This window comes from Bdellovibrio sp. HCB290, assembly GCF_047305925.1.
Classification (GTDB): Bacteria; Bdellovibrionota; Bdellovibrionia; order Bdellovibrionales; family Bdellovibrionaceae; genus Bdellovibrio.
Genome location: NZ_CP178620.1, coordinates 1,392,109 through 1,411,386, shown reverse-complemented (window position 1 = coordinate 1,411,386; position 19,278 = coordinate 1,392,109). Strand labels below are relative to the sequence as shown.

At 45.2% G+C, this 19,278-nt stretch carries 16 protein-coding genes; 7 read left to right on the top strand and 9 right to left on the bottom strand.

Annotated features, from left to right (window positions below):
- Window positions 1-7: 7 nt before the first annotated feature.
- From ACLVWU_RS06950 to ACLVWU_RS06920, 7 genes are all read right to left on the bottom strand, one after another.
- Window positions 8-511, bottom strand: coding sequence for an OmpH family outer membrane protein (locus ACLVWU_RS06950; RefSeq protein WP_413578264.1), 504 nt, complete (start codon window positions 509-511; stop codon window positions 8-10).
- A 40-nt stretch (window positions 512-551) separates the two neighbouring features.
- Window positions 552-2,936, bottom strand: a complete 2,385-nt coding sequence (bamA, locus tag ACLVWU_RS06945) for an outer membrane protein assembly factor BamA (RefSeq protein ID WP_413578263.1) — start codon at window positions 2,934-2,936, stop codon at window positions 552-554.
- Window positions 2,937-3,104: 168 nt separating this feature from the next.
- Window positions 3,105-3,788 carry an ABC transporter ATP-binding protein gene (locus tag ACLVWU_RS06940; RefSeq protein WP_413578262.1) on the bottom strand — a complete coding sequence of 228 codons (684 nt, stop codon included), beginning with the start codon at window positions 3,786-3,788 and terminating at the stop codon, window positions 3,105-3,107.
- Window positions 3,781-5,013: an FtsX-like permease family protein gene (locus ACLVWU_RS06935; RefSeq protein ID WP_413578261.1), complete on the bottom strand. Its 1,233-nt coding sequence runs from the start codon at window positions 5,011-5,013 to the stop codon at window positions 3,781-3,783. The genes ACLVWU_RS06940 and ACLVWU_RS06935 overlap by 8 nt, the downstream gene beginning before the upstream one ends.
- Window positions 5,010-6,141 (bottom strand): peptide chain release factor 2 gene (prfB, locus tag ACLVWU_RS06930; protein WP_413578260.1). Its coding sequence is split into 2 segments (ribosomal slippage): window positions 5,010-6,059 and window positions 6,061-6,141, totalling 1,131 coding nucleotides; the frame shifts between segments, so codons are not numbered across the junction. Before prfB ends, ACLVWU_RS06935 begins: the two co-directional genes overlap by 4 nt.
- Window positions 6,142-6,211: 70 nt before the next feature.
- Entirely contained in the window at window positions 6,212-6,658 is a 447-nt protein-coding gene (gene ybeY, locus ACLVWU_RS06925; RefSeq protein ID WP_413578259.1) for an rRNA maturation RNase YbeY, read from the bottom strand.
- A gap of 2 nt (window positions 6,659-6,660) precedes the next feature.
- Window positions 6,661-9,072: an HD family phosphohydrolase gene (locus ACLVWU_RS06920; protein WP_413578258.1), complete on the bottom strand. Its 2,412-nt coding sequence runs from the start codon at window positions 9,070-9,072 to the stop codon at window positions 6,661-6,663.
- A 117-nt stretch (window positions 9,073-9,189) separates the two neighbouring features.
- Here ACLVWU_RS06920 and mazG point away from each other — a divergent pair, with 117 nt between their 5' ends.
- Entirely contained in the window at window positions 9,190-9,990 is an 801-nt protein-coding gene (gene mazG / locus ACLVWU_RS06915; protein WP_413578257.1) for a nucleoside triphosphate pyrophosphohydrolase, read from the top strand.
- Between the two features lie 141 nt (window positions 9,991-10,131).
- Here the strand turns inward: mazG and ACLVWU_RS06910 are convergent, their stop codons facing one another.
- Both ACLVWU_RS06910 and ACLVWU_RS06905 read right to left on the bottom strand, forming a co-directional pair.
- Window positions 10,132-11,103: an HNH endonuclease gene (locus ACLVWU_RS06910; RefSeq protein WP_413578256.1), complete on the bottom strand. Its 972-nt coding sequence runs from the start codon at window positions 11,101-11,103 to the stop codon at window positions 10,132-10,134.
- 363 nt (window positions 11,104-11,466) lie between these two features.
- Entirely contained in the window at window positions 11,467-11,628 is a 162-nt protein-coding gene (locus ACLVWU_RS06905) for a hypothetical protein (protein ID WP_413578255.1), read from the bottom strand.
- Window positions 11,629-12,107: 479 nt separating this feature from the next.
- Here ACLVWU_RS06905 and ACLVWU_RS06900 point away from each other — a divergent pair, with 479 nt between their 5' ends.
- The 6 genes from ACLVWU_RS06900 to ACLVWU_RS06875 are packed head-to-tail and all read left to right on the top strand — an operon-like array spanning window position 12,108 to window position 19,264.
- Window positions 12,108-13,118: a hypothetical protein gene (locus ACLVWU_RS06900; RefSeq protein WP_413578254.1), complete on the top strand. Its 1,011-nt coding sequence runs from the start codon at window positions 12,108-12,110 to the stop codon at window positions 13,116-13,118.
- A gap of 15 nt (window positions 13,119-13,133) precedes the next feature.
- The gene (locus ACLVWU_RS06895) at window positions 13,134-13,754 is read left to right on the top strand and encodes a PilZ domain-containing protein (protein ID WP_413578253.1); all 621 of its coding nucleotides are present in this window, start codon (window positions 13,134-13,136) and stop codon (window positions 13,752-13,754) included.
- Complete coding sequence (locus ACLVWU_RS06890; protein WP_413578252.1) at window positions 13,729-14,436, top strand: MotA/TolQ/ExbB proton channel family protein; 708 nt, start codon at window positions 13,729-13,731, stop codon at window positions 14,434-14,436. The genes ACLVWU_RS06895 and ACLVWU_RS06890 overlap by 26 nt, the downstream gene beginning before the upstream one ends.
- A 57-nt stretch (window positions 14,437-14,493) precedes the next feature.
- Entirely contained in the window at window positions 14,494-15,039 is a 546-nt protein-coding gene (locus ACLVWU_RS06885) for an ExbD/TolR family protein (RefSeq protein ID WP_413578251.1), read from the top strand.
- A gap of 3 nt (window positions 15,040-15,042) precedes the next feature.
- The gene (locus tag ACLVWU_RS06880; RefSeq protein WP_413578250.1) at window positions 15,043-15,543 is read left to right on the top strand and encodes an ExbD/TolR family protein; all 501 of its coding nucleotides are present in this window, start codon (window positions 15,043-15,045) and stop codon (window positions 15,541-15,543) included.
- A 4-nt stretch (window positions 15,544-15,547) separates the two neighbouring features.
- Complete coding sequence (locus ACLVWU_RS06875; protein ID WP_413578249.1) at window positions 15,548-19,264, top strand: tetratricopeptide repeat protein; 3,717 nt, start codon at window positions 15,548-15,550, stop codon at window positions 19,262-19,264.
- The last annotated feature ends 14 nt before the right edge of the window (window positions 19,265-19,278 follow it).

Below are 19,278 nucleotides of genomic sequence, written 5' to 3'. Positions count from 1 at the left end.
TTTGAAACTATTTTTCTTTCTCGTAAGCCTTAATCACATCTTCTGTCAGATCAGATTCTGGCGTGGAGTACAAAACGCCCTGGTTGTTTTCAAGAACCAAAGTGTAACCTTTGTCTTTTGCCAATTTGCCGATCACAGTTCTCATTTTAGTCAAAATTGGAGCCGTCAACTCGCGCTCTTTCTTTTGAATATCCATTTGGCTTTTGCCTACGATATCACGGTATTTGATCATTTCTTCCTGAAACTCAGCTTGTTTTTTGCCAAGTGCTTCTTCGGAAAGAACAGATTTTTTCTTTTCAAGATCCTCACCCATCTTTTTCAGATCAGCTTCTTTCTTTTCAAGATCTTTTTTCTTTTTGTTGAATTCAGCTTCAAGCTCCGCTTTTGCTTTTTTACCAGCAGAAGTCGCTTGAATAGCTTTTTGCATATCAACGAAACCCACTTTGCTTTCAGCTGCATGAGCAGCTGCCGCCATCATAAACACAGTCGCTGCGATAATCATTTTTCTCATAAAAATTCCTCCCTAAAATTTTTTAACTTAAACTTTTAAACTAGAAACTTGGACCAATTGAGAACTCGAACACCGAGGCATCGTGGTAGTTCGGGTCACGATTCAGCGGGAAGCCCCACTCGAATCTCAACACCCCGATCGGTGAATACCAACGGATCCCCAGACCCATGTCAGAGAATAAAGTATCACTATTCAATACGTCGTCCGCGGAACCAATATCAAAGAAAGCCGCACCGAAGATTCCGGCATCTTTTACCAATGGAAACTGCAGTTCTGTCTGGAACAATGCCTGTTGAGTGCCCCCATAAAAACGCATGGCTTCAATATTCGCCTGTTGCGCAGTCATCCCATCAGCAATGCTTTCATTATAAATCTTCTGCGAGAACTTCATTTTACCCACACGGTACGATCTGAAACCACGCAAAGAGTATGGCCCCCCCAGTAGATACAACTCATTGAATGGTACTTCCTGGCCATCGAGTCCATCAATACGCGCATACTGAAGGTTATTTCTCCAAGTCACATCCCAGAAGAGATTTCTAAAGAAATTGAACTTTGTGCTGGCACGGTTGTATTTCAACTGTCCGAAACCTGCGTACTCATAAGAGGCCGATGCAAACATACCTTTGGTCGGCGAGAAACGGTCATTTCGGGTGTCGTACTCAAGAGTTCCTGTTAAGGAGATCGTTTCACCAGAGGCAGAATCCAACGGGAACAGATCCGTATCTGTAATCAGAGTTCCATCCGCGTTTCTACGTTCTTTCAGATCAGACTTATCGTACTTTGCACGCAAGAATCCACGCGTGAATTCAGCAATCGGTCGCCCCATACGCACAGAAGCACCCGTATGATTTTCATCGTAGTCCATACGACCGGTATTCATACTTTGATAAACATCGCCACCCAACAACCATTCCGTGTCGTTAAAATAGGGCTCAGTGAAGGACAAGTTATAAAAACTGCCCGTGCCACTTAGATTTAAGCTCGCGCCAAGGTTTTGACCTTTACCCAGAAAGTTCGTTTGCTGAACTGAACCCTGCAAAGTGAAACCTTGGGAAGTTCCGTAACCCGCACCCAACTGGATTTGTCCGGTGTTACGCTCTTTCACAATGATATCGACGTTCATGACATCGGTTTTTTCAGGATCCACAGAAGTCTTGAAGTTCACGTCCTCAAAGAAGCCCAGACGCTGAATGCCTTCCATCGACTGACGACGGCGGGTTTCATTGTAAAGCTCGCCCTCGCGAACTTTCAATTCACGGCGCACAACCTTGTCACGGGTTTTGCTGTTTCCGACAACATTGATTTTACCGAAGTAAACTTTTTGGCCCTTGTCGAATTCAAAGACCAGGTCCATTTTGCGTTCTTTATCATTGGCCCGCGTGCGCGGGATAACGTTGGCGAAGGCATAACCCAAGTCACCGTATTTTGCCGTCAGCTCACTGATGTCCTTTTGCAGAACTTCAAATGAAAACACGCCATTTTCATCAATCTTGATTGCTTCATAAAGTTCTTCTTTTGGAAACAAAATATCACCGGCGAAATCAACATCCCCGACGGAGTACTGCTCGCCCTCTTCCACGTTGAAAGTGATATAGATATTTTTCTTATCCGGTGTGACTGTGATTTGCGGGCGATCAATTTTCGCCTGCACATAACCTTGATTGAAGTACATGAAGCGCACGATCTGTGCGTCGCGATCAAATGCTTCCTGCTTGTACTGACCAGAACCAGACATTCCCGAGAAGAACCCACCCTCTTGAGTGAACATCTTGCTCTTCAGTTCAGTTTCAGAAATGTGCTTTGCACCCAGGAAAGTGATTTTACGAACTTTAACTTTGTCGTTTTCACGAATCTTAAATACCAGACGAACGGTTTCGTCTTTCGTGACATCCTGAACTTCTGCTTCCACGCGCGCCAGGAAGAAACCTTTGTCCTCGTATAGCTTTTGAACTTTTTCAATCGCTTCTTTTACTTTGGACATATTCAAAAGCTGATAAGCTTTGATTCCGGTGGCATCAGCGATGTCTTCGGACTTGATTTCGGTATTTCCTTCGTAAGTGATTTCCGCAATGGAAGGCTTTTCCAATACCTGGTAAGTCAGCACGGCTTCTTTACCTGAAACCTGACGATTCACTTCGATATTGTTGAAGTAACCAAGACCAAACAAGGCCTGCACATCAGCACGCACTGATTCGGCCTTATACTCATCGCCAACTTTCGTTGTGATCTTGCTAAGAATCGCATCTTTTTCAATCTTGCGGTTACCAGAGACCTCGATGGATTTAATTGTCAGACCAGAAGCTGTATTCTTAGCTTGCGCAACCGCAGTCCCATTTTTCTTGGGAGCAGTCTTTTTTTTCGGAGCCGCAATCGCTGTTGACGTTGCAGTTACTAATAACAAAGTACAAAGAAGCTTAATCAAAGTTCGAATTCTCCAACCGAGTGGGACCCACACAGGGTCTCAATTTTCAAAAATCTCAAAGATTTCTCGATAGTTACCTTTTAAACTCCGAAATCGTAGCCCACTACCTAAGTCTAGTACACCAAAAAAGCCCACACTGACGCAATCAGCCGTTTTTCAACGACCCCCTTAGACCCAGAGGCCGTCTTTCATTCGATAAACTTTTGGAAAGCGTGTTGCGAAGGTAAGATCATGCGTCACGATGACCAAGGCCAATTGCATTTCCTCTTTGAGGCGGAAAAACAACTCTTGAATTTTGGCGCTGGTGTTTGAGTCCAAATTACCTGTGGGCTCATCGGCAAATAAAATTTTTGGATGGCGAACTAAGGCACGAGCAATTGCGATGCGCTGCAACTCACCACCCGATAACTGGTTTGGATAATGACCCGCGCGATCCGCAAGTCCCATGAACTCCAGCAAGTGAAGAGCTTTTTCTTTTGCAGTCTTTGGCGACTCCCCTGCCACTCGACAAGGAATCATGACATTTTCGACAGCATTGAATTCACTCAAAAGATGATGGAACTGAAATACAAAACCCATTTCAGCGTTACGAAACTTCGAGATCTCTTCGTCGTTCATCGCGAGCAGGTCACGACCTTCGAAAGTCACCTCACCACTGTTAGGACGATCCAAGGTTCCCATGATTTGCAAAAGTGTACTTTTTCCAGCACCGGAAGCCCCCAAAATAGCCAAGGCCTCCCCGCCGTTGATATCCATGCTTACACCACGAAGAATTTCAAGTTCCCCGCTGCCGCTTGGATATGACTTGTGAATATTTCTGACCGAGAGAAAGTTACTGGCAGGATTATTCATTTCGCAGCCCTCCCATGGGATTAAGATCAGCGCCCCTGCGCGCAGGAGCCAGAGTTGCAATAAAACAAATCAACATAGTAGCCACGCATATCGCAACCGTATCAACAAAGCGGATGCTGACTTCGATGGAATCCAGGCGGTAAACCGCTCCGGAAATAAGACCTAGGCGACCTTGCGCCCACTTAAACATCAAACACAGAATAAAGCCCAAAATAAATCCGCCAGCTAGTCCGACGCCCCCCAGGATCAACCCCTGAAAGGTGAAAATCTTGACAACGTCTTTGCGACTGACGCCGACAGTTTTTAGTATGGCGATATCTTTAAATCTTTGTACGACATTCACAAATAATGTGGACGAAATATTAAACGCCGCCACAAAAATAATCACAGACACCACAAAGAAAATGGCAGGGCGTTGTACTGCCACTGCATCGAAAAGATTTTCGTTAGAATCACGCCAGTCCCGGACCCAATATGGTGATCCCAAAACCTGACTTAAATTATGGCTGGCCTTGCGCGCATAGTCGGCATCGTTGAACTTCAACATCATGCCGGTATAACGATCGCCAATTGCCGCCACTTCCTGGGCCACACCCAGATCAATCATGATGATGCGTTCATTCCATTCGAATTTACCCAACTCCACAACACCTTGAAGTTTAAAGACTCCGACTTTTCTTTTAAAATTTGAAGGGTCCGACAAATCAGCAATAGGTAAAACGACGCGAAACTCATCCCCGACTTTTAAACCCATTTTTTTAGCAAGTCCCGAACCGATCAAAGCCAACGGAACATCCGAGGGCTCGCTTAAATCCGCCGAACCTTCTTTCACACGACTTCCCAGATTCAATGTCTGATTGACGCGATCCTTGTCGAGTCCCTCCATGAGAACCCCGGAAATTTGTCCGTTATGGGCCATGATCCCCTCAACAAAAACAAATCGAGTGGAGCTAACCAAGGAAGGCTCTGCTTTGCGAATGCGCTCTTCCAGTTCTTTCCAGTCATCCGGAAAGCGAGAGCGTTTCACCACTTGCACTGATCCAGATACGTCTGTCATTGCCGATTGCAAAGTGGATTCAAAACCACTCATCACCGCCATCGAGACCACCAATGAAGCTACCCCCAAAATCAAACCGAACAATGCCAACGGCGCAGAGCCGCCGAACATGGTTTTTTTTGAAATGAGAAGTTTCCAGGAAATCCAGGCTAAAGATGATCTATTCACGAAGGTTTCGCTTCCTGATTCACCTGATCTTTAAGGTAAGCCATAATAAAGCCATCCAAATCACCGTCCATGACATCATCCACCTGATTGGTTTCAAAGTCAGTGCGGTGATCTTTCACCATTTGATATGGGTGCATAACGTAAGAACGAATTTGCGAGCCCCACTCGTTGGCTTTTTTGCTGGAATTCATCGCGTCTTTTTCAGCATTACGTTTTTCAACTTCCAGCTCGTAAAGCTTCGCTTTCAACATCTTCAAAGCTTTTTCACGATTTTGAATCTGCGAACGTTCGATTTGGCAGGAGACAATCACGCCTGTCGGAATATGAGTCATACGAACTGCCGAATCTGTTTTATTGACGTGCTGACCACCGGCACCACTGGAGCGGTAGGTATCCACTTTCAAATCTTCGGGGCGAATTTCAATATTTATATCATCATCAATTTCTGCCCAGGCAAAAACGGAGGAAAAAGAAGTATGGCGACGAGCATTCGAATCAAACGGAGAAATTCGCACCAAACGATGAACACCCGATTCAGCCTTCAAATACCCATAGGCATAAGGCCCTTCGATAAGCAGAGTGCAGGATTTGATTCCGGCACCTTCACCCTCGGTCATTTCGACAACCTGGGTTTTATAGCCGTGCTTGTCGGCGTACCGCGTGTACATGCGCAAAAGCATTTCCGCCCAATCACAGGACTCAGTCCCACCGGCGCCAGAATTGATCGACAAATAAGTGCTATTGGCATCAAGCTCGCCGTTTAGAACTCGCTTCAATTCCAATTCTTCAGCTAATTTTTCCAGGGAAGAAACTTCTGATTTAACTTCAACGAAACTGCCTTCATCGGTGGCTTCAGCGGCCATCTCCAACAGTACGGAAGCATCACTCAAACGACTCGTAAAAGAATCAAACTCGCCCACGGCTTTATCAAGCAGGCTTTTTTCCTTGTTAAGCTTTTGCATTTCATCGGGCTTGCCCCACAACGCAGGGTTTTCCGCTTGAATCGCCAGCTCATCCAGGCGTTTTTTCTTTTTATCTAAGTCAAAGATACCCCCGAAGCTCCTTGGCGAAGCTTTCAAGCTGGGTGATACGTTTTTTAACGTCTGAGGATTCCGTTATGATCGACATTTAATTTCCTACGGTTAATTCGCTGACTTAACAGCGAACCCAGCTATAGTTATAACTAAATGTCAGCGTGTCAAGTGGGGCTACGCAGCAAACGCTCAAAGATAGCGTCCTGCAGATCGAACATCTCTTTCGCATCCTTTTCGTTGGTCTCATGATCGTATCCCAACAGATGCAGCGTTCCGTGCAAAAGCATGTATCCCAATTCTTTTTGAAACGTCAGCTTGTGTTCTTTCGCTTGTTTTTTCAGCACTTCGGGACACAAAACAAGCTCGCCGAAACTGGAGGGATCCATCGAGTCAAATGACAAGACATCCGTGGCGTAGTCCTTTCCACGAAACTCGTTATTGATTTTCTGTGCAGGCTTTTTATCCAAAAACACCAGCGTCAATTCACGACGAGCCTTTTCCGCATTGATGACTTTGCGTTTTTTAAGCTCAACCACGACGGAGTCCATCCATTCCTGAATGAACTTTCGCGGAACTGCGTGTTTGGATTCATTGATAACAAGAACCTGCATTTCTATCCCTTGTTTGTCGGTACGGATTCACCCAACTGGCCGCCAGCGGCGCGTGGGTAATCAATACGCTGATGGTATATACCCAAAAGGATGCGAATGAAAGCAGCTTCAACTTTGGAAATGTCTTTCAAGGTCAAATTACACTCGTCCAACTGCCCGTCAGAGAATTTTCTTTGTACGATGTTTCTGACGATATTCTGCAAACGAGCCGGAGTCGGCTCGTCCAGAGACCGTGCCGCCGCTTCGATGGAATCCGCCAGCATACACAAGGCCGCCTCACGAAATTGAGGTTTTGGACCTGGATAGCGGAAATCCTGATCGCTGATCTCTGGATCTTCTTCTCTTTTTAGATCCAGAGCTTTGTTATAGAAATACGAAATCAACGTGGTGCCGTGATGCTGAATGATACCGTCGATGATCGGCTTCCCCAGCTTGTAAGTCACGCCCATCTCGACCCCGTCTTTTACGTGGGCGATCAGCAGGGTTTTACTCATAAACGGAGAAATATGATCGTGAGGATTGTTCCCCGGCTTTTGATTTTCAATGAAGTAGTTCGCGTGCTCCATCTTGCCGATGTCGTGGTAGTAGCACATAACTTTGCCAAGCAAGGAATTAGCCTCGATCTCTTCGGCTGCGGCCTCCACCATTGAACCCACCATCATCGAGTGATGATATGTTCCTGGGGCCTTAACGATCATGTCTTTTAGGAGCGGATGATTCAGGTTTGAAAGCTCCAAAAGTTTTACGTCCGTGGTGTAGTTGAACGCTGACTCAAGCAACGGAATGAACATCATCGCGCAAAGGGAACTTAGAATCCCGCCGATAAATCCGGCTGGAATCGCGAAAAGAATTTCTCGGGCAGCACCTTCCTGATCGAAGCGGGTCATCGTCAGTACAAAGGCGATAACCAGGGCATTCACCACACCGGTTCTAACACCGGCAAAGTAAATGTCGTTGCGGGTTTTGCAGTTGAAAACTCCGCGAGCGGCAGCAATACCACCAATCATGCTGAACAACATCAGGGCATAGTTATAATCGACCATGATCCCCAGGCACAGGGACATAAACGCAGTGAACAGCCAGACGATTTCCCCGGAAGTGATTAGCAAACCAACTAACATCGGACCGGTGGCAATCGGAGCTGCATACAAAAAGAACGTCGCTGGCAGCAGATGTCCCAGCTTGGAAATAAAAGCTGCATCCACGACGAACAGATAAACTTTCGTAAATAAAACTGTCCCATAAGCAATCAGCATCATTACTACCAGGTCTTTGAATTCTACTTTTACCTGGTTTATGGAAAAACGCTTCAGATACGAAAAGAACACGATGATTGCCATGGACAGAACCAAAGCCATCGCCAACGCCGCCAAATCCTTGCGCTTGTCTGACTGAATGGTTTCAATTTGTTTGATCACTGCCATGTGGAATGGCTGGATGACTGAACCTTGCGCCACGATCACCTGATTCTTTTTAATCGTGATATTGACTGGGATGACCGCTTCGCGAGCAGCTTGTTTACGGCTTGCAGTTTCTTGTTTGTTCAAAGTCAGATTTGGAACCAGCAGTGATCTTGCGAAATAAAGAATATTTGCACGATCCCCTTCTGTAAAGCGCTCCAGGTCCTTGCGATCATCCAAACCGAAATGATCGGGATCCTGAATATCGACCACTTCACTGCGAACAATACTGAACTCACGACCCAGGTTGTTTCTGTGAACGACGCGGGCAACGATCGTGGTTTGACCTGCAGGAATGAAGCGATCCGGAGCTTCCGCAATTTTTTGTTCGTACCAGTTTTCCAGGTTGCGAATCATGATGGCTTCGATGCGGGCGCTGAATTTGTTGTCAATCAGCCACTCGTACATGAAATCTGAAACCGGGCTTCCCAGCTCTGTTTCGAATTCTTTTTTGTACTTGAAGAAATCCTTCACCTTAGCGCGGTAAGCCGCTGGCTGTTTTGGCCAAGTCGCTTCGCGGTGGTAATTTCTCATCGAGCGGAAAGAGTGAATCAATCCCAGGGACACACGTTCAAATACGCTGGTATCGAAGTCATAAACGACCGGAACGGCCGTTTCTGTTTTGAAGCGCTTTTCTTCCGTTGTGACCTCGTCGGTCATTTCGAAAGCAATTGGTGAAGTCACATCGAAACTGACAACATCACCCACACTGAAATTGTATGGAACTTCGAATTGATAGAAAATCGTGTAGGACAGAAGCACACAGTACAGGAAAATCATAGCCGCGCGACGAACGAAAAGGCGTTCTTCGAGCATGTGCAGTGCACGACCAAAGAAAGTCTTCTCGAGGCCAATTGAATCCACCCAGTCCAAGAATTTTAGACTGTGATCCTCGTAGTTGACCCGAGTTGCTGGACTCTCACTTTTCTTAGAACCTTTTCCACGCTGAGGCATAGTATTAAGACTGTTGTCCTTATCCTGGTTAGCGTAACGCTAATTAACTTAATTGTCGAAATCACTCTGTGTTTGCGCTAAGATAGAGCGGATTCCATCAAAAAGTCGAGGCGCTGTATGGCAAAAACTCCTGCTGATTTACGTAATATTGAGTCCTTGGTCGAGATCGTCGCAAGCCTGCGCGGTCCCGACGGCTGCCCTTGGGATAAAGAGCAAACTCACGAATCGCTTACACAATACGCAATTGAAGAAACTTTTGAGCTGGTGGAAGCCATTGAAAGCGCAGGTGCTGAGCGCGATCAGAAGATGAAAGATGAGTTGGGCGATGTGCTTTTTCAAGTACTTCTTCATTCGCAATTAGCGAGCGAACGTGGAGCATTTACTCTGAATGACGTGATTGAAAATGTGGCAACTAAGCTTATCCGTCGCCATCCTCATGTGTTTGGCGATGTGAAAGTGTCTGGCTCTGCGGATGTAGTTAAGAACTGGGAAGAGATCAAAAAGCAGGAAAAGGGCGCAAAGCCTGAATATGCCTTGAATGTACCAGCTCTTCCCGCTTTGCAACGCGCTTACAAAATAGGCAAACGCACTGAAAAGTTTAAATTCGATTGGGAAAACGTCGAAGGCGTGATGCTGAAGGTGGAAGAAGAGTTCGATGAGCTGCGCGAAGCCCTGGATAATGACGTCGATTCCGAAATCGAGCACGAACTGGGCGATGTGCTGTTTTCTTTGGCACAATTAGGCCGTCACTTGCAGATGGAACCCGAACAAGTCCTGCGCAAAGGCAACGCCCGCTTCGAAGAACGCTTCAACAAGATGGTAGAACTAGCCAAAGCCGAAGGCATCGATTGGGGCGCGCTTTCCACAGAAGAAAAAGAAGGCTATTGGTTAAAAGCCAAAGCTTGGCTTAAAAAGTAACCTTTCCTGCCGGAGTTTTCACCGCCTTTTGCACGTATGCCCCTCGTCGATCGATCGGCAGGTCCTCAAACTGTCATCGAAAAACTCGTCGCTCGTGGCCGGCAGCACTGTTCGCAGCCAGCCCCGAGGAATCAGGAACACTCAAGAAATGTTCCTAATCCCCGCTTCACGCATATACTTCAATTTGTTGTGAGCGGCGCAAAGCACTTGAAGATTCCCAAGCTGATTTGAACCTTGAGCCCACCGGCTTTGCTTATGATCAATCTGCAAAAGCCATTTGCTTTCACATCGTCGGCCAGATTGCGGGTCCACCCATTGGCAGCACGGTTGTTTCTTGAATATAATTCTCTTATTCGCAGACGTTAGTGATCTGTCTGTAATATTCACCGCCACGTTGGCAGTGACTTCATCTAACTCAGACAAATTAGCTATATTTGGCATTTTATCTTTAGATTCAAAATTAGCCTTGTGAACTGGAGCGTTTTCCTTTGTTCTTCCTGCTTTCTGTTTAATAACTTTATCAGCAAGGTATTCCAAGAAAACGGCCAAATCCTGAGTGGGAACTGCGTGCGATAGAATCTCTTGGGCATTCTTGATTTTGGCGAAAGCTTCTTTGGTCAGCGTAAATTCAACCCGAACACTTTCATCTGCGTGGACTTTCTTGTAAGTCCCTTGCGCTATCGGCAAATCAAAAAATGCCGCAACCTGCTGTTGTGTTTGTCCGTATGACTTTTTGCCCAGGTTTTCCAAAACTTCCATTTTCTGTTCCGCAGTGACCGATGCCGCACGGGTTCTTATCACCTCGCGCGCCGCCTTTTGAACAAGGGAAATTTGACTTAGATTAATTTCACCAGTTTGTATTTTTTCAGCTACACCCGGCAACTCCCGCAACAACCTTGCGGCATCGATTCTGCGTTGAGCACTTCCTTCGGAATAACCCACGCCATGAACCAAGTATTCAAAGAGGCTGGAAAAGCCAAAATTCAAATAGCTTTTACGTGCATCAATTTCTTTCAACGTTTCAAGAACTTCATGCAATACTTCACGCTCTTTTTGCGCCAGTGATTTAATTCGCAGATCCAGTTCATTTTGATTAAGTGCTTTCAAGTTCATGAGCTCTCCACTTGGAATTTCAAGCACAATACCATGGATTTTCAACTTTGCTTTTTTGCCTAAGAGACTGACTCAACACAAATTCAACTTAGAAGTGCATTAGCGCCTCATACAGAAGGGATTTGCATCTTTAGATTGAAAATTTCATTTCCGACGAAATCAACCAGTATAGAGCAAATGAATTATTGAAAAATACCGTCAACACTTTTCTTGAAATTTACCAATTACATTAGCGCCACACTCACTGCCAAATGGCAGCAACAGTAATTCCAACGGATTGAACAACCAGCCTGGGATCAGCAATCTGATTTTAGGGTCTGCTGGTTAAGTTCATCTCAACGGATAGGTAGAATAGTAAATCAATTAGCGAATCAGGACGAGTTTCTGAATTGGCAATGCAATTGCATTAACAGCGTAGTTAGCGCCAGGTGACGGAGATACTTTATAAAGTAGTTTGAAGGCCTGTGCTGAGTAGTTACCAGAGTTGCCTTTGCCACAAAGTTTTTTAAAATAAAAGCACCGCATGGAAATTTAATGATCTCGTTTGACAAAATAATTGAAACGCGGAATTTGTCGAACTCTTTTCTGTCTTCACAAATTTTAGCCACGGATATTCACAACGCATTTGCTGGGTTCATTGTCACTTCGGCGAAGTTTTGCGGTCATACTTTGTTCGAACGAGCAAAACCTTGGCGAAAAATAGCTCAAATATTTCGTCTAAAAGTTCTTCAGTTTCTGAGAAGTTCTTAAAAAAACACAGACTTAGAGCACATTTTCCCGACCTAATTCCCGCAAAACGTCCATAATGTTGACGACTGAAAATTATTTTTTCTGTGGTTCAACACCCGACCCCGTATGATTTCAAAGAGTTACCGCGCCTCAATTTGAAACTGATTTTGAATAAAAAAACAAAATCGCTAGGTTGGGGCTAATTTCAGTTTTCGCTGTAATTAAACGAAACTGAATCCATCACGAACATGGTGGGGCTCAGGAGGGCAAACCGTATGATCAATCAAATCGCTCGCAAATCAGTAGTAGTTGCTTCAGCAATTTCAATGCTTGCTGGTTGCGGAAAAAGCGGAGGTACTTACTCTATCCTCGCTGACGCCGATTCTTATAAGCAGGAAGCTGCCTATGTTCCGAAAAAGATCGACATCCTTTGGATCATCGATAACTCCGGCTCCATGCAGACTTCTCAAAACAACCTGGCTGAAAACTTCAAGTCTTTCATCCAACGCTTTCAAACCAACAACAATGACTTCCGTATGGCGGTTGGTACCACTGAAGCTTGGAGAGGCTCATCCTACGCCCGTCTTAGAAATAACGCTGGCTACTATGTGATGGATAAAAACACTCCAAACCTTGAAACTGTCTTCGTAAACACAGTTAAACAAGGTATCAACGGTTCTGGTGACGAACGTGCGTTCCAAAGTATGAAAGATATTTTGGCTTTGCCAGCGAACTCCACGTTCCGTCGTCCTGATGCATTCCTGGCAGTCATCATTGTGTCTGACGAAGAGGACTTCTCTCATTCAGGTTCATCCCTTAATGAAAGTTATACGAATCCGAATTTGTATACAGTGCAAAGCTTTATTGACTGGATGGATGGTTATACTGGCGGTATTGCAAATGGCAGAAACTATTCTGTTTCCAACATCGCGATCCAGACAACTCAATGCCGTGATCAGTTGAGAACAGACAAGTTCCCAAAACGCTACCACGAGATCACTCAGAAAACTGCAGGTATCAACGGTGACCTTTGTGCTGATTTCGGTCAAACTCTGGAAATCATCTCTGACTCTATCGCGCAGCTTTCAAGTTCATTTAAGCTGACTCGTGAGCCAATTCCTGAATCCATCGTGGTGACTGTCAATGGCAGCATCGTGGCTCGTGATTCAGTAAACGGCTGGACATATGATGCAACGACTATGACGATCACTTTCCATGGCACCGCGATTCCAGCAGCTAGTTCAGACGTAAAAATCAACTTCGATCCGAAATCGATCAAGATCTAAGAAAAGGATTGTGTAATGGGTGGGGAACAATCTACAGCAGCGAATCTTGAGCAATGGTATATTCTTCGTGGGGACATGAAATACGGTCCCTACGAATATCGCTCGATGATTACAATGATCCAAAATTCAGAGCTTCAGGATTATAACTATGCCTGGGCTCCACATCTGGAAAACTGGACCCTGGTTGGGGAGCTTCCAGAATTCTCGAAAGACCGCTTGGCACGTCTGATCCAAACCAAGGATTCACTGTCAGGGGCTTTCATTGAAAGAAAATTTCCACGCAGAGATTTGAAAACTGCGGTCTATGCTCACAACGATCACTCGTTCTTTGACGGGAACACTTTGAGCGTCAGTGAGAACGGAGCCCTGGTCCTTTTGAATGACCCACTCCTCTACTTAGGTCAAAAAATCATGCTGCATTTCAGAGTTTCTGAAAACAATCCTGTAGCATTTAATGTTCTTTGCGAAATTGTCCGAAAGAACTATTCGAAACAACGTTTAAACGTAAAATCCGGTCTGCACTATGCTGTTCGTTTCCTCCAGGTGCCAGAGACTGGTTCGATACAATTAACTAAATGGTCTCGCGGTGGCGGTTCCAAGGAGGAAACAAATGGCATTCTTAAAGTTCATGAATGAGTCCGGCGTCGTTGGCTGGTTGATTCTACTAACGGGTATCGGTTCTCTAGTACTAGTGGCAGAGCGTGCTAAAATGCTCTACAAAGAGTACGGTATGAATGTCGATGAGTTCATGGGTAAAATCCAAACTCTTGTTTTGGCTAAAAAACACGACGAAGCTTTGCTTCTTTGCGCACAACTAGAGAAAAAACCTCTGGCAGCTGCTTTCAAAACGATCCTTGAAAAAGCTGATCGTGATGACGACACTATTTTCCAGGCGCACGATATCGCTTTGTCTGAAAACGTACCTTTGTACACTAAACGCCTGCACTACCTTTCCATGCTTGCCAACGTGGCAACGTTGATGGGTCTATTAGGTACAATCCACGGTCTGATCCTGTCGTTCCAAGCGGTTGCGGCAGCGGATCCTGCGTTGAAACAACAACTTTTGGCACAAGGTATCTCCGTATCCATGTATACGACGGCTTTGGGTCTGGCAGTTGCGATCCCAGCGATGGTGTTCTTCTCTGTTCTGACTTCACGTCAAAATGAGTTGTTGGAAGAGATGATGGAAAAATGCGGTAAATTGGCAGAGTTGCTGACAACTGCACACGTTCCAAATCTTTCCCGTCAAAACGTATTCCCAGACCATGTTGCTGCTCCGTCAGTAACGCCTCCATCTGCTCCAGGCAAGGCTTCTTAATTGAAGCCCTCAGGGGCATTTTCCAAGATGGAACTTTAATTCTAATTGGGTGGGTATATGAGACGCGCAAAAAAAATTAAAATTAACCATAATAGTGAGTTCGAATTGGACTTGGCACCCTTGCTTGCCGTGATGGTAAAGCTGGTGCCGGTGCTTCTGGTCTCCTCTGCATTCGTGCAAATGATGATTATCGAGACTGAACTTCCTCAGGTTGTTTCTGAAGCAATTCAACGCAATGATCAGGATAAAACTCCAACGATGATTGCACTTGAAGTCGATGCAAAAGATGGCTTCACAGTTGTTGTGACCAAAGAAGGCAAAGAAAGCACAGAGTCAGTTCCTTTGAAAGACGGTCATCTTGATCTGCCGGCACTTCATGCAAAGTTGGTTGAAGTAAAAAAGGCACATCCTGAAGTTTTCAAAATTGAGCTGAATCCTGACGGCAAAATCTCTTACAATGAAATCGTAAAAGTAATGGATGAAGCCCGTCAGTCACGCGACAATAAAGTGACATTCCCCGTCTTCGATACGAAGCAAGGCAAGAATGTTGAAACCAAGTACATGTTTCCTGAAGTTATCTTCGCGAACATGATGGAGGGCTAACCCATGTCACGCCGTCGTCGCTTTGATCCAAATACCAAAAAGAACTCCACATTCACCCTAAACATCACGTCGATGACGGATATGTTTACGATCCTTCTGGTGTTCTTATTGCAATCATATTCCACATCTGATGTTGAGATCATCCCAGAAAACGGTCTCCGCTTGCCACAGTCGGCAACAACGGCGAATCCGGTAAATGCTGTGAAAATCTCATTGTCTAAAGAAGCTTTGAAAATCGACCAGACCAAAATCGCAGATATGAAAGATGCGGACTTCCTTCCTCAGGACCTGGAGTCTTCAGATACGAATTTTATTAAGCCATTGTTCGACAAACTGGACCATCTGGCAAAAAATTCTACCGAAAAGGAACTATGGGTTAAGGAAGGTAAAATTCTATTGCAAGCAGACAGAGACCTCCCGTATGCGACTCTTCGCAAGGTGATGTACACTGCTTCGATGGCCGGCTTTCCTCAGTTGAAATTGGTGACCCTCGTAGGGGATTAATATTATGAAACTGCAGACGCTAACGCTAATTCTGGCAATACATTTATTCTCGTTGTTGTGCTTTGCAGAAAAGAATGAAAAAGGACTTATCCCAGAAGTCCGTATGTCCAACGATGAAGGTGAAAACGAAAAGAAAGCTTTGCGTTCTGAGCTGATGATCACTCGCTCAGAAAACAAAGCGATCGAATCCCTTCAGGGTGTAATCAAAAGAAATAAAGGATCATCCAGTGAGGCGGACCTATGGTATCGCCTTGCCGAGCTTTACATGCGCAGATCAAAGTCAGGTCGCTTCTTCGACTTGAACCGCGACAATCCGATGATGAAGCTTTCCCCTTTCCCGATTCCAAATGAAAAAGGTACTGAATCCGTTAAACGCGCGATGAAGATCTATACAAAACTTGAAGTGGACTTTCCGAAGTTCCGCGACATGGATGCGGTGTTATTCAATAACGCCTTTGCTCACCAACAAGTGGGTCAAATGAAGGGTTCTAATGAACTCTATCAGCGTCTTCTGACTAAATTCCCAAAATCCCCTTTGGTACCGGATGGTACTTTGGCATTGGGAGAATTGCTTTACGATCAGGGCAAATTTGCCGCAGCTCTTGAGCAATTCGAACGCCTTGAAAAATTCCCAAACAGCCGTGTTTATTCCTACGGTATGTATAAGGCCGCTTGGGCCTGCTACAACATGCGCGACAGCGAATGTGGTATCAAAAAACTGGTACAGGTTGTAAAAAACAATCCTGCACTTAAAGATGGCGAAGTTCCCACGAACCGTCACAATCTTCGCAAAGAGGCTTTGCGCGATTTGACAATTTTCATTGGTGACTCCTACCCTGCCAATAAACTTTATTCCTTCTTTGAAGGCATCACCAACCAGGACGAACTTGGTGAGGCGATGATGAACCTGGCGAAGCTTTACGAATCTCACAGCCGCCAACGTGAAATGAATACGTTCCTTGATGAGTACATTGAGCAACATCCAAACGGTCCGGATGTGGTGAAATCACATTTGCTATTGGTTGAAGCCAACGAAAATTTGAAAAAACGTGATCTGGTTCTGAAGCATATGCAAATTGCTTCAGATCTTTGCCGTGCGGATTCTTCCTGGAAGTCTTCGCAAAAGAAAGACACAGTCATCACATCTTGTGAAGAGTCCTTCCGTCGTACCAGCCTGGATATGACCAAAAAATGGTGGGATATCTGGCTTAAGAACAAACAAAATACAGAGTTCTCCAACCTGACTCAGCAGTTGTTCAAACTGATGCTGGATAATGAAGATCCTGCGAAACCGGATTTGAAAACACGCTTTGCTTATGCGGAACTTCTGTTCCAGGTGGGTAATTACGAACAGGCTGCAACTCAATACAAAATGGTCGGCGACAAAACGACTGATGCAACCATGAAACATGACGCCAACTATGCGGCGCTGTTCTCTACTGAAAAATCCATTGAAAAGAAATCAACTCCTGAAAAAGAGGCACTCCGCAAGGAGTTTGCTGCGAACTATCTTGAAAAGCACCCTACTGGCAAGTATGCCACTGCGGTTAAATTCAAGATGGGCCACATTGCTTACCAGGAAAACAATTATACAGAAGCAGAAAAATGGCTGAAACCATTGACGACAGTCAAAGGTGCTGAAAATGCAGACATCCGCCGTAAATCTGAAGACCTGGTTCTGGATATCCTGAATATCAAAAAAGACTATGTTGGAATCAAAGACTTTTCGAAACAGATCATGACATCCACAACGGATGCAGATCGTAAGAAAAGCATGAACAAGATTCAGGAAGAAGCTCACTTCACTGAAATTCAGGAATTTGCAAAAAATGGTGATAAAGATCAGGCTGCACAAAAGCTGATTGCCTACGCCAAGGAACACGACGGATCCAAACTTGCTAAAGATGCTTCATGGCAGGCTATCGGTCTTCTGTACACAGAAGGCAAAGTTTTCGATGCTGCTGAAATGTCCATTAAGTATGCTCAAAAAAATCCAGATGACAAAAAGAACCTGGATGCATTGAAAGATGCTGCAAAATCCTACACTGAAGTCGGCCAGACTGCGAAAGCAGCTGAGACATTGGTGAAAATTGCTGACATGGATAAAAAGGCCCGCAACCAGTACCTGGAAACGGCGGCTGATATTTATGTGATGGAAAAACGCGTGAAAGACGCCCGTTCCGCTTACATGGGTATCCTGTCTGCAGCTGACAACAAGACCACTGAACGTATCTATGGCAAGCTTTTGGATTCTTATAAGAATGACAAAAACTCTCCAGAGTACGACAAACTACAAAATCAAATCTCTGCTAAAGGTATCGAACCTTATACGACAGAGGCGATGATTGAACGCGCCCAAAAACTTTTGGATTCCGGAAAACTGACTGCTGCCTTTGACCTTTCAATGAAAGCCAATGGCCGCTCTGTACCGCAGGAAACCCGTGCTGCTGCCCGCTTGATTCAAGCGGCGGTATTGGAAAAAGAATTTATCGCTCAAAGCGTAAAAGCACGCGAAGAGAAATTTGCGACGGTTCTTGCGATCAAAACAGAAAAACTGGACAAAGCGCAAACTGCTTATGTGGGCGCATTGAAAATGTCCAAAGATCCTTACCAGCAATTGGAAGCTTTGCGCGGTATCGACCGTGTTTACGGCAACTATATCGATTCATTGACTTCCATGCCTCTGCCCGCTTCTTTGAGTCCGGACGACCAGAAGCAATTGCGTGGCGAGTTGGCGAAGCTGACAAATCCGATTCAGGAAAAGAAGAACGACAACGATGCAAAACTGAAAGTTTTGGCATCTACAGTTGGCCAAACTGCAACAGCAGTACGCGCCTACTCCAGCATCAGCGTGGATAAAACGATCACTCCGATCGCACAATTCCCTGAGGCAAACAAATGGGGCGTTTTCATTCCTCAGTCTGCGGATATGACCATTGGGAAAGTGTCTCGTTATGAGATTCGCCCAGGCAAGACCTGCAACAAGTCTGCGGTTATGACCGGCCAAATTGACAAGATGAATGTTTTTGAAACTGCAGCAAACTGCTACGGCGCGAAACAATACGATATCGTCGAGAAGCTGGGCCTGGAGCTTGCGAAAGGCAAAGAGACACGCGCATTGGGCTTGTTCCTTGCGAGCGTTGGTGCTGACGGTAAAGGCTATAACGACAAAGCCATGTGGCTAATTGATGCAGCCTTGAAGCTTCAACCTGAGTCATCTCCGTACGTGTATCAAAAAGGTCGCCTGACTTATCACGACTACGGAATCAAAGCAGCAATGCCCTACTTTGATAAGGCGATGAACATGCAAATTCCTTCGACAGAAATCGAAACTTTCGCGGGAGTGAAGGCTTTCTCAGAGGGAGATTTTAGTCGCGCAGTGGATAAATTCTCTGCACTGGGTAAAGATCAGTTGTATACTTTAAATGTGGGAACGCTTTTGAGTGAATCATATGCTCAAAAGGGTCAGGTCGATAAAGCCTTGGCAATGATCAAAGATTTGATCGCTGCGAACAAAAAAGACAATGTCGACTATCTTCTTGAACAAGCTCATATCCTTGAGACTTTCAAAGGAAGCCCCACGCTAGCGTTGGATTCCTACGAAAAGGCATTCAAAGCCAGCAGCGCGCAGGCAGATCTGCGTGAATGGTTAAGCAAAAAAATTCAGTATTTAAAAAATCAAAACAAAGTCGGTCAGCACGTAATCTCGGGAGACTTGTAGTATGGAGGGTACAA